This window comes from Nostoc sp. (assembly GCF_036918245.1).
In the GTDB taxonomy this organism is placed as follows: Bacteria; Cyanobacteriota; Cyanobacteriia; order Cyanobacteriales; family Nostocaceae; genus Nostoc.
Genome location: NZ_JBALEF010000050.1, coordinates 1 through 12,202, shown reverse-complemented (window position 1 = coordinate 12,202; position 12,202 = coordinate 1). Strand labels below are relative to the sequence as shown.

The window sequence follows — 12,202 nt, the reverse complement described above, 5'->3', positions numbered from 1 at the left end:
GACTTTTTTGCACAAGCACTGCTGGCTAATTCTAATAATTATCTGTCTCGGCCATCACTGCTTCCTAAATATTAGACCTGAATCCTTACATTTTTTATAGTTCTTCGTAAGAAATTTATGATGTATTTTCTGAAATAGTCAAGTCTTCTTCACTTAATCTTTAATCTTTTAAAAAAAAATGGTTGAGAAATTGCCCAAAATTGTCTTGAATAATGTCAATAAAAAATCTGGTAGGAAGTGGCAAGGAATATCTCATTCTCTGTATCAGTTATTTATTTTTCTGGAAACACACTTTTTCTAATATTAAAAACTCTGATTAAAGAAAAATATAAATACTCCTTCACAGAAATTATGAGACTAGTTCCTGATTTCACTTTGGTAAATTTATGCCTAAACGGATAAATTTGACTGATTGTCTATTTACTCAAAACAAAAAACTGTATCATAAAATACAGTTTTTTGTTTTTGTGATGAAATATAACTCATGAGCCAACAAAAAAGCAACTATATCCTTTATTAGCTACGTATTTTCCACTATCATAATGGGACAATTTTGAATGTTGTTAACTTTTTATACAAAGAGTTAATTCTTTGTGACTTTAAAGGTATATCAATTCATCACTGCACTCAAAATTTTGTATTAAAAGCAACGCAGATTTCCCATACTTATGCTGGGATAGCAGTTTAATCGAGCTATTTATACAAGATACAGCGTTTTGCAACTACATGACTCACATAGAATTGTTACAACAAGGCTAACAAACCTAATTTCCTTAAAGAAACCGGGTTTAGAGTACCTGTAATATGGGAGACTTGGCAATATTCCCTATAAATCAGATTTAAGATGAGTAACACAATTTCGGATATTGCAGTCAAGACCATCAACGGTGAAGATAAGCAATTAAACGACTACACCGGGAAGGTACTCTTAATTGTAAATGTAGCTTCCTTCTGCGGTTATACTTCTCAATACGAGGGGTTAGAAAAGTTGAACCAAAAGTATGAAAAAGCAGGTTTACGTATTTTGGGGTTCCCTTGTAACGATTTTGGAGCGCAGGAACCAGGAAGCAATGAAGAAATTGTGCAATTCTGCACGAGTAAATATGATGTTACCTTTGAACTATTCGATAAAATTCATGCCAAAGGCTCACAGCAGCATCCACTTTATGAGCGACTTACTAAAGCCGTTGAGCCAACGGGAACTGTTGCTTGGAACTTTGAAAAATTTTTAGTTAATAAGCAAGGTGAAGTGGTAGCTCGATTTAATAGTAGTGTCCAGCCAAATTCACCAGAGATAATTGCCACAATTGAGAAAGAATTAGCGAAATAGTCATTAGGTAAAAATTTCTGTACTATTAATTATTGACTGTTAGCTCTGGACTGTTAAAATTATTTACTTCCAGACAATTAATTGAGAATCTTCTCTCAATGAGTAGTTTAATTTATTTGTGTCTAATTTGTCATGAACGTTGCAATCATTGGTTGTGGTTATGTTGGTTATAAAGTTGCTCAATATTGGCAGCAAGAGATGAATTTTGTTGTTAGTGTAACCACAACTTCGCCTGAGCGTGTCCCCGCCCTACAATCAGTATCTCAAAGAGTTGTAGTTACCTGTGGTAATGACATAGATAGTCTAAAATCAGTTTTGCACAATCAAGATGTTGTACTTTTGAGTGTTGGGGCAAAAAGTGGAGAAGTTTATGAAGAAACTTATCTACAAACTGCCCAAACTTTAGTTTCGTGCTTACAACAGATTAAGAGTGTAAAACAAATAATATACACAGGTAGTTATGCCGTATATGGTGACAGGAATGGTGTCTGGGTAGATGAAGAAACACCGCTTGCACCTGCTAATTTAAATGCCCAAATTCTCCGCAAAACAGAAGATGTGTTGCTATCAGCATCTAGCGAAAATCTCCGTGTTTGTATTTTCCGCTTAGGAGGGATTTATGGAACTGGTAGAGAACTGTTGAAAATATTTGGTAGATATTCTGGTACAACCCGTCCGGGCAATGGTGAGGATACCACAAATTGGGTTCATCTAGATGATATTGTTGGTGCGATAGAATTTGCCCGTCACCGTCGTTTGCAAGGAATTTACAATCTGGTAGATGATGCACATCTCACCAGCCGAGACTTGCTAGATAGCTTATTTGAAAAACATAATTTACCCAAAGTAGAATGGGATACATCTATCAAGAGTACTCGCCCATATAATGCTTGGGTATCGAATGAAAAGCTCAAAGAAGCTGGATACGAGTTGATTCATCCACAAATGATTTTTTAGCAAGTATTAAAAACTAGGAATTATGCAACCATCTGCTGTAGCTAACACAACCAATTTGACAGCATCTCCTAGCCAGTTTTACAGTTGGCAGAATTATCGTTGTGCCTACGAAATTTATCAACCAATTAATACAACATCTGAGGGCATTCCCTTACTATTAATTCATCCGATTGGCGTGGGATTGTCGCGGCGATTTTGGCAGCGATTTTGTCGCGAGTGGTATAATACAGGTCAGCGTAATTCAATTTACAACCCTGATTTACTATGATGTGGTGAAAGTGATATGCCCCGTATAGCTTACACTCCTAGTGATTGGGCAGAACAGTTGCAGTCCTTTTTACAAACAGTAGTCCAAAAACCTGTTATTGTTGTAGTGCAAGGCGCTTTATTGCCAGTTGCCATCCAATTAGTCCAAAAGGAATCAAATTTAATTGCTGGACTGGTACTTTCTGGGCCACCAACGTGGGCTTTGATGACAAATAAACCACCAGAATGGCAGGAAAAATTCCTTTGGAATGTGTTAGATTCGCCTTTTTGCAGTGCTTTTTATCGCTATGCACGCACCCCAAAATTTTTACGTTCTTTTTCGATTCGTCAACTCTTTGCTTCTGAAAATACTGTGGATGCAGAGTGGTTAAATACATTGCTTGCAGGTGCAAAAAATCCTGCTAGCCGCCATGCAGTGTTTTCTTTTTTAGCAGGGTTTTGGCGAGATGATTATACTAGTTTTATTGACTCGATTCAGCAACCAACATTAGCAGTTATGGGAGAAACTGCATCGAGTATTAGCCAAGACAATAAAAAAGAAACGCCAGATGAACGCTTGGCTCACTATCTTGCTTGTTTGCCTAAAAGTCGAGGTATAAAAATAAATGGGCGTAATGTTTTACCCTATGAATCAACCACTGAATTTGTAGCAGCGATCGCTCCATTCATTAATGAAGTTTTTTAGCTGATTGATAGTTACATTGTACCAGTTCTCCCATGATAAGTTATGACTGGAATTGATTACTAAAGGCAAGCAAAACTATGTTACCCAATCATCAAGGACAAAAAGTACCCAATGTCACTTTTCATACTCGCCTGAACAATCAGTGGGTGGATGTGACAACCGATCAGCTATTTGCTGGTAAGACAGTAGTTGTCTTCTCTTTACCAGGTGCTTATACTCCGACTTGTTCATCAACTCATCTCCCTGGCTACAACGAGTTGGCTGGGGTTTTCAAAGCAAATGGTGTCGATGACATTATCTGTATTTCTGTTAATGATACCTTTGTGATGAACGAATGGGCGAAGGATCAAGAGGCAGGAAATATCACACTAATTCCTGATGGAAATGGTGAATTTACTGAAGGTATGGGTCTGTTGGTAGACAAATCAGACTTGGGGTTTGGGAAGCGATCGTGGCGCTATTCTATGCTAGTGAAAGATGGTGTAATTAACCAGATGTTTATTGAACCAGAGGAGCCAGGAGATCCCTTTAAAGTGTCTGATGCTGAGACAATGCTCAGATACATCAACCCCCAAGCAGTGAAGCCCGAAGTAGTTTCCCTGTTTGCGAAAGTGGGTTGTCCTTTCTGTGCCCGTGCTAAGGAAATGCTCAAGGAACATGACATCAACTACGAAGAAATTACCTTGGGCAAGGATATCACCACACGGTCGTTAAAAGCAGTTACAGGTGCGACAACAGTTCCCCAAGTGTTTATCGATGGTAAATTAATTGGTGGTTCTGAGGCATTAGAAGCCTACTTTGCTGCTAAATAGGGTTGAGTAGGGTTGCAATACTGCGCCCTTGCGGTTTCCCGACTTGTTAGCTTTTAGCGTTCCCGCAAGGTAGCAAGTGGCGTTTGAGGAGCGAAACCCAACATTTTGCGGGGTTTGTTGGGTTTCGCTATTACTCAACCCAACCTACGAATATTCTTAACCGAGCGGTATTGAGTTGGGGTACACTTCAGGTGAAAGTCATGATATTTTTGACCGCAGCCTGATTTGTGAGAATTGAAAGCCATAGAATTCCCGACTTCGTAAAAGTTGTCGGGGATTTTGTTTTTCGTGAGCAGTTAATAAATCTTCAGATGGGTAGATGTATTTTTGTCCAGCTATTCACTAGCGATCGGATAAAATTGATTCGGATTGAATTTACATTTATTTAAAATACAATATGTTTGCCAGAATTCGCCGAATTTTGAGTCAATTTTTTAGTAAATCAAGGACAATCAACAACGAACCACTGAATAAAGTCAGTTTAACTGTCATTATTATAATTGATATTTTTATCTTAATTAATGTTTTTACCGGACTTGATGATATTAGCAGATGGCATATCAGTCCGACTGAGGCTTATCCATGTTATTCAGAGTGGCAAAATTACCGGACAAAAACTACTAAAGATAAAGACTATGAAATTGTTAGACTTTCATTGTCATCTTACACGAACAATCAATTTAGTTTTCGGGGAAACTATCAACAAGCCGAAGCAGGACATCTGGGTAAGGTTTCTCAAACATGTTTGCAATATGCCGATTACAAAGATAAGATTAACAATCTTGAAAAGCAGCAAATTATCAAAACTATCGAGCAAAAACAAGCAAAAATTAGTAGACTTGAACAAGCCAATAGCACTATTAAATCTCAATATGACTCAACGCTATTAGAAAAAATTGCCGGACAGAGCCGCGAACAATCAATTAATCAAGTCAGTGCAGAAAAAGCTAAACAGGCATTAGAACAAAATAATCGCCAAATTTCTACTCTTAAACAAGAAACTTTTACTCTTAAAAATGAAATACTTGCCAAACCAGAAAGTATTAGTTTTATAGCTTTTCTTAAAGATGACAGTCGATTCCAAGAAGTTGACAAAGGCTATCAGCAGGCATCATTTTGGTATCCAAGTATCCAACTTGGTTTTCAGTCCCTCTTTCTTTTACCACTGATTTTCATTGCCTTATCAGTTCATAAATTTGCCCAAAGAAGAGGATATGGACTCGTTTCGCTAATTAGCTGGCATTTGCTAGTTATCTTTTTTATCCCACTAATCGTTAAAATATTTGAATTTCTGCAAATAGGTGCAATATTTAAATTTTTATTTGATATAGTCAGTGCCATTTTTGGCGGTTTACTTTTCCTAATAAATTATCTTTATATCCTGCTAATTCCAGTTATTGGTTTTGGAATCATCCAGTTTTTTCAAAAATTTGTCTTTAACGCTAAAGTCCAAGCTGCTAGCAGAGTTCAAAAATCACGATGTGTCAATTGTGCCAAGAAAATTCGACATCTTGATACTTACTGTCCACACTGCGGTTATTATCAGTACATTGAATGCCATAACTGTCATAATCTTACTTATAAGCATTTGTCGTACTGTAAACATTGTGGAACTTCTCAAGTTTCCAGTAATTTGTAATCAGTGAAGTCGTCGATCGCCTTTTTAATTTAGATATGGAAAAAGAGAAACAAATCAATAAAGAGAGTCAATCGCCGCTTGATTTTCTCAAAAACCTGTTGATTGCTCGTTGGCGATCGCTCTTACTCCTTTTGCTCGGAGTCTATTTACCTTTGCAGGTTTTTGAAATCCTGAGTGTGAAGATATGGGAAAATCAAGCGGGGTTTCCGTGGGATGTACCGATTCTGTTAGCAGTTCATTCTACAACAAACCCACAGTTAGATGTTTTAGCTGTCACCCTAGCTACAATTGGGTTGCCTTGGACGGCGATGCTGATTTTGGGTGCGATCGCCTTGATGTTACTACTTCAAAAACGCTGGCGATCACTAGCTTATTTACTCACCGCATCAGCAGGAAGCATTATCATCAACCGCACAGCCAAGGAATTAATGCATCGAGTGCGTCCACAATTGTGGCAGTCCATTGCACCTGAGTCTAGTTTTGCATTTCCCAGCGCTCATGCGATGACGAGTGTAACACTGGTAGCAATTTTGTTATTCTTAACTTGGACTAGTTCCTGGCGCTGGTTGGTTCTCATATTTGGCAGCTTATACATCATAGCTGTTGCGTGGTGTCGTCTCTACCTGGGGGTTCATTTTCCCAGTGACATTCTCGCAGGTTGGATGGTTACATTAGGTTGGACAATTGGTGTGAGTCTAATTATAAAACCGTATATAACTATAGCCAAATCCGTAGATGGCGAACGTCCTAAAGATGAAACTACTTTACTCCCTGAAGAAATAAAGTTGATAAATGAGGATTAATATCAGCCCTCACCCTAAATCCCTCTCCCAAGCTTGGGAGAGGGACTTTGAAATTGGCTCCCCTTCTCCCCATTTTGGGAGAAGGGGTTGGGGGATGAGGGCAAATTTTGCATTTGTGCAAGATGATTATTAAAACCAGAGCATGGCTTCAGTAAGCTTATTTTGAATTCAAAAATTGTATTTCAAAATATGGTCTTTTATTTTTTTGTCAGGAACTCGTTTTGTAAGTAAAGCTAATAACTTAATTATCCAAAAACGGTATCATCGGCTATTATTCTTAGCGTTGGCAAAACTTTTCGGTCTACTGACTTTACCATTCAACCTCTTGGTGATAGAGTGATCCCATTAATTCATATCTATTCAAAACAACAATCAATATAACAATGAAAACATTGCGAGCTTTAACGCCGATCGCGCTGGGTTTACTTACACTTACAGTTGCGAGTTCTGTGAATGCTCAAGCGATAATTGACACTGTAGACAACGGTAATTTCAGTGTGACGGGGATGACACGAGGAAGCGGTTGCACTGTCCTTTTTAGCCCTCAAGGGGAGCTAGTTCAAAATGGTCGTTCCTGTAGTTCAAGAGAAATTGGTAAAGCTCAAACTGCGATCGATACCTATCTCCGGGAGCAAGGCGCACCTGAGCGCAACAGTAACGACTCAATGCGCCAAAGACTGACTTTAATCTGCTACGGTGAAGGTCGCAAACCAAGTTTTGAAAACCGCAATAGCTATGAATGGAACTCACGTCGTCATCGCTATGAACTGCAAAATCGTGTAGAGTCTTCGACAGACGAGTTCGATTCCGAGGTTCAAGTCGAGATTCGTAATATGCAGGGAAAAATTCATCTGGGCGGAAGGCTCATCCCGCCAATTAATTCAGGCGGTACTGATGGATGGTGGAACCTCAAGGATCTCCGTGTCACACCTGAGCAAATCACGGGAAAATACCGGGTGAATGGACTAAATCATCCGCGTGTTGAGATCGATCGACGCAGTGGACGGATTGCCATTAATGGGATTGAGGATTTCCGTGGTACTTGCGATTCCGGCGACTGGAGCAATGGCAGAACTCGTTTCTAGTCTGCTGTATTGTTGGGTTTCGTCTTTGTCTTAACGAAACCCATGTCTTCGCAGTTTTTATCTCACATTCCGCACCTTCAACTGTTACATAAAGATACAATTGTATTCAGTAGTACAAAGTAACTACTGATGATTGTGCGATGGTCTTTGCTGGGGCGATCAGTTTTTGGTTTTTGAGCAGGAAGCAGCAACATCAGGATCTTCCATTGTCGCTGTGTCAAGTCGCCTCGACTGTGCAGTAAAAGAATCATCAGTAAATGCTAAATTCGTTAATTTTTACTACTTTTAACAATTATTATCAAGTTTTAAAACACACCCTAAGACATCCTCTCAGTGCCCTCTAAATTGGATGTGTTTGTCCAGATAGCAACTATTTCTTACAATCCTCTGAACCCCCTGTGTAAACAATCGATTGGTAGCGTCCTTCCTCTGTTCGGATCGTTACACAGTAGTTAGTTCTGCCTTCTAGCCAGTAGCCGTAGCCCGAATCATCACTCTTGACCCATCGATAGCCCCGTTCTTTCACTGTGTTTTCTGCCTGTCCTGCCCTTGCCCCCACTAAATCACTCAACCGAGAAACAGTAGTACCCGCCTCAGGCTGACGCCTAGCACCAGCCCTACGATTTCTGTTACCTGAGTTTTGTCGATTAGCAGATGTATCCCAATAGACAAAAATCGACTCATTGGCGAGGCGATAAATCTGTCCCCGGTCGCCCAGTCCAGCTTGTCGATAGGCAGCATCACCATTTTGATCGCGATAATTGCCGGGTCGATTACCCACAGGGAGCAGGTCATAGCTACGACCATTTTCCAGTTGAATGCTAACCCCACCTTGCCGTTGGGAAAAGGTACACGCACCAGAGGATGTAGCGCGGTCTTCTCCTTTTGGGAACACATCGCAACGGGCATTCACGGTATCGGCTTTGACAGATACGGGAAAACTTAAAGAAGCGATCGCCAATGCTACCGCTAAAAATAAATTTGAAGATTTGATCGCCATAAAGCTCCTGAATTATAACAACGAAGATGACATTTTATATCATCCCCTAAATGTGCATTTGCTAGTTGACACTTGCAAAAGTTTTTAAACTATCTGGCGTTGTGTCACTCTCCAAAAATTTTTGCAAATTCTGAATTCTAGAGCTTTTGTATAGGAAGCGATGGCTTCGCCCGCCGCAGGCATCGCCAGATTTTTTCTCTGGAAGAAGAATTCAGAAAAAGCAAGTCAGAATTAAAAGCGTGGGGGATTTAGACCTGCTACTAATTGAAGACCACATGGAGATAAAATCACCATTTTACTTGTCCTATAAAATATCTAAAATTAATTGATGATCGGGAATTAAAGTAGGATGATGACCAACACTAATATCAGTTACTCAATCACTTTTCCATAGATATGTTCCTGTTTAATCGCTTCCTCCATTCAATAATTCGGTTTGTGCTAGTCAGTGTGATGACGATCGCAATGGTACTTGGTTGGAGTGCGAGCGCTCACAGTCAACTACCTTCCTTACCTACCGCAGCCTCCAACGATCCGCACCAGCCACCTAGTGGTGTTACCCGCCTCGGTATGTATGAAATTGCCTCTGTGTATTCACCCTTAGACAGAAGCTTATTGTTTGAGATTGTCTCTCCCACTGTTTTTAATCGTAGCCAACCGCCAGATGGATCTCTTCCAGTAGAGGTACGTGCCGAAGAAATAACGCAACGGCTCATGCGAGCGCTCGACCGAACTAACAAAGCTAAACAAACTCCTCTGGTTTCTATTGCCATTCTGAATCAGGATTTAATCCTCCAGCTCAGTGACGATCAAACAACTCGTCCTTTAAGGCTGGTGACTGTAACAGAGCCAGATGCTGACTACCACGGAAAAACTCTGGAGGAATTGGCGCAGGAGTGGCAAAAAATATTACAAGCAGAAGTGGAACGCATTAATAGACTCTTCTCGCATAAGGTATTGTGGCAACGAATTGGACAGGCACTGCAAATCAGCATCGGCTTAGTGTTGGGGAGTGTTGTGTTGTGGTTACTGCGGCGAACTCTAATTCGCAAACAGACGGCATTGCAAGTTCGCCATCAAGAGCAGAAAGCTGCGGTAAAACAGGGTGTAGTCAAGCGATCTGAGGCAGAAACATCCACAACTATTCACACAATAGAAACCAGCGAAAAGAAAACAGATGCAGACACGATCGCCCATCAGCGATCGCAGTTTCTAGAAATGATCCAGCGACAGTTCAGCCTCAAGCGCCAACTGGGGATCTATTCTCTGCTCACATGGCTACTGTTTTGGACATTTATTCTGATGTGGTACATCGGGATTGTGGTCATCATGTATAGCGTCCCCTACCTCATGAGATGGTCGAAGGACGCTTTAGCCAGGCCCCTGGCGCTACTGATTATTTGGTTTTTCATCAGTCTTGTTATTCGGATCGGCAAAACCTTAATTGACCGCCTCACTGATGTCTGGACAACCCATTCCTCTCTCCCTTTGAATGAAACTCAACGGATTGCGCTACGAGCTGCAACAGTTTCCGGGGCACTCAAAGGATTAATCACCTTTGTTTTCATTACCTTGGGTATCTTGCATTCTCTAAAAGCATTTAATATGCCCACCAGTTCAATTTTGGCGGGGGGCGCTGTCATTGGTATCGCCATTTCTCTTGGTTCCCAAAGTCTGATTAAAGATTTGGTCAATGGCTGCTTGATTTTGATGGAGGATCAATTTGCTGTGGGAGATGTAATTGAGATCGGGGATAAAAGCGGACTAGTGGAAAATCTCAACCTGCGGGTAACTCAACTACGTAATAACGAAGGTAAACTAATTACCATTCCCAATAGCAATATCATGAATGTCAGCAATCTAACCCGTCTCTGGTCGCGGGTAGACTTTTCTATTGTAGTGGCGTATGAAAACGACCCCAAGCAGGTTTTAGAGATTCTCAAGCAAGTATCCAAACAATTGTATAGCGAAGTAGAATGGCGCGATCGCCTACTAGAATCGCCCCAAGTGTTGGGGATTGATGACCTATCCCATACGGGTATGTCAGTGCGCGTCTGGATTAAAACCGCACCTATGGAACAATGGAGCGTTGGGCGAGAGTTTCGTCTACGGGTACGGCAAGCCTTTGAAGCCAACAATATTCAGATGAACGCAAATTGAGGATTGTCAGCTGGAAACGAATAACTTACCAGAACCGCTAAAACCTTTTGCTGAAAAACGCTTCAATATACTACAAAACTTTTTTGCAAGATGATTAAATTAAGAACAGCCCTCAACATATTCGACTTCTGGCAATTTACCCGCTCTGAACTCAGTGACAAGTTTACCATCAGTCTCGAAGACTACACGATAGTTGCGATCGCCACGGTCTTTCGGGATGAAAGTTAGGTAATGTCCGTTTTGGACGTATTTATGAGGTGTAACTTTAATTTGTCCTGGGTAAAGGGACTTGATTTGCGCTTCGGTGTCGCCAATTTTTGCACCTTTGAGGGTAGTAATCTGATTATTTTCTCGCACATCTACTCTAGAAATTCGACCTTTTGTCACCATGAACAAAAGATTTTTGGGTTCATTTTGTGGCTTAACATAATAGCAATTGTTATTTGGTGAATCGCCCACTAGCTTAGTATCAGCAGCCTTTGCCGCTTGAGAGACAGTCATGCCAACTTGTACTGCGCCGATACCGTTGATAAACAGTTTTGACTGATTCGTTAGTTTCGCCTTTGCTACAACTGTGCTAATAGCCAAAGAAGAAACTGTTAACGTTACGGTAACAAAAGTCAATAATTTAGTTTTGCTATTCATAATTGGATATTTTCCTCAGTTAGGTCGATAATTCCATCGAAGCAGAAGTTGCGGACAGATAATATCAGATGTAGCGTTAATTAATGTCTGCAACCGCTCCTCAATCTCTTGCAAGGATTCTTGAGTTAGTGTGATATCCCGAATTACCAGTATGGCACATTGATCGTTAGTCAATTCGGTACAGCTACCGGAAATTTGGAGTGTTATTTGCTCATCTTGCTGCAACTGATAATTTGTTGTTTCATACTCCCCATTGAGTATTTGCACATTAGGATAGCAAGGCAAAGCAACTGGTTGTCCTATTTGTGTTAGGGGTAGCAAGTCAGTTAACTTCGCACCGCAGACACTACCGTGAGGTTGGTTTACTAAAGACTCAAAGCTAGAATTATACCATTGAATGAGTCTGTCTTCTCCTACCCAGACTACAGCATCAGCGATCGCACCCAGTGTTACTTCCATCTTGTTCACAGTGGCTTGCAATTGCTTTACCTGCTCTAGCTGTTGTCTACTCATCAACGACTCCTATTAAATAATTCCTAATTCGTAATTATTATGAATTAAGTACTGTACAAATTAATAATCATCTGCTAATGATGATATTAATAAATCTGTATAGTGATTGTATCGTTAGTCCATGACTGGAAATTGGACTACAGCAAAACTACATATTATCTTCAAAATTTTACCTAAGTAGGGATAAGTCCTGGCAGTGCCCAACACCGAAATAACAAATGCGAACGCCGATATAACAAATGCGAACGCCGATATAACAAATGCGAACGCCGATATAACAAATGCGAACGCCGATATAACAAATGC

10 protein-coding genes and 1 pseudogene are annotated in these 12,202 nt (G+C 40.4%); 8 read left to right on the top strand and 3 right to left on the bottom strand.

What is annotated here, in order from left to right:
- Positions 1 to 844: 844 nt before the first annotated feature.
- From V7L12_RS13675 to V7L12_RS13645, 7 genes and pseudogenes are all read left to right on the top strand, one after another.
- Positions 845 to 1,330 (top strand): glutathione peroxidase, encoded by a 486-nt coding sequence (locus tag V7L12_RS13675; protein WP_335084782.1) that lies wholly within the window; start codon positions 845 to 847, stop codon positions 1,328 to 1,330.
- A 132-nt stretch (positions 1,331 to 1,462) separates the two neighbouring features.
- A complete protein-coding gene (locus V7L12_RS13670; RefSeq protein ID WP_335084780.1) occupies positions 1,463 to 2,287 on the top strand; it encodes an SDR family oxidoreductase in 825 nt (274 codons plus the stop codon).
- A gap of 22 nt (positions 2,288 to 2,309) precedes the next feature.
- Positions 2,310 to 3,239, top strand: a pseudogene (locus V7L12_RS13665) (alpha/beta fold hydrolase).
- A 77-nt stretch (positions 3,240 to 3,316) separates the two neighbouring features.
- Entirely contained in the window at positions 3,317 to 4,051 is a 735-nt protein-coding gene (locus tag V7L12_RS13660; RefSeq protein WP_335084779.1) for a glutathione peroxidase, read from the top strand.
- A 397-nt stretch (positions 4,052 to 4,448) separates the two neighbouring features.
- The gene (locus V7L12_RS13655) at positions 4,449 to 5,690 is read left to right on the top strand and encodes a hypothetical protein (RefSeq protein ID WP_335084777.1); all 1,242 of its coding nucleotides are present in this window, start codon (positions 4,449 to 4,451) and stop codon (positions 5,688 to 5,690) included.
- 35 nt (positions 5,691 to 5,725) lie between these two features.
- The gene (locus tag V7L12_RS13650; RefSeq protein WP_335084774.1) at positions 5,726 to 6,493 is read left to right on the top strand and encodes a phosphatase PAP2 family protein; all 768 of its coding nucleotides are present in this window, start codon (positions 5,726 to 5,728) and stop codon (positions 6,491 to 6,493) included.
- A gap of 383 nt (positions 6,494 to 6,876) precedes the next feature.
- Positions 6,877 to 7,578, top strand: a complete 702-nt coding sequence (locus V7L12_RS13645) for a hypothetical protein (protein ID WP_335084773.1) — start codon at positions 6,877 to 6,879, stop codon at positions 7,576 to 7,578.
- Positions 7,579 to 7,948: 370 nt separating this feature from the next.
- Here V7L12_RS13645 and V7L12_RS13640 read toward each other — a convergent pair whose 3' ends face one another.
- A complete protein-coding gene (locus V7L12_RS13640; protein ID WP_335084771.1) occupies positions 7,949 to 8,578 on the bottom strand; it encodes a hypothetical protein in 630 nt (209 codons plus the stop codon).
- Positions 8,579 to 8,974: 396 nt separating this feature from the next.
- Between V7L12_RS13640 and V7L12_RS13635 the strand changes: the two genes are divergently transcribed.
- A complete protein-coding gene (locus V7L12_RS13635) occupies positions 8,975 to 10,738 on the top strand; it encodes a mechanosensitive ion channel family protein (protein WP_335084769.1) in 1,764 nt (587 codons plus the stop codon).
- Positions 10,739 to 10,837: 99 nt separating this feature from the next.
- Here V7L12_RS13635 and V7L12_RS13630 read toward each other — a convergent pair whose 3' ends face one another.
- Together V7L12_RS13630 and V7L12_RS13625 are read right to left on the bottom strand one after the other, a co-directional pair.
- Positions 10,838 to 11,383: a hypothetical protein gene (locus V7L12_RS13630; RefSeq protein WP_335084767.1), complete on the bottom strand. Its 546-nt coding sequence runs from the start codon at positions 11,381 to 11,383 to the stop codon at positions 10,838 to 10,840.
- Between the two features lie 15 nt (positions 11,384 to 11,398).
- The gene (locus tag V7L12_RS13625; RefSeq protein WP_335084765.1) at positions 11,399 to 11,896 is read right to left on the bottom strand and encodes a hypothetical protein; all 498 of its coding nucleotides are present in this window, start codon (positions 11,894 to 11,896) and stop codon (positions 11,399 to 11,401) included.
- Between the last annotated feature and the right edge of the window lie 306 nt (positions 11,897 to 12,202).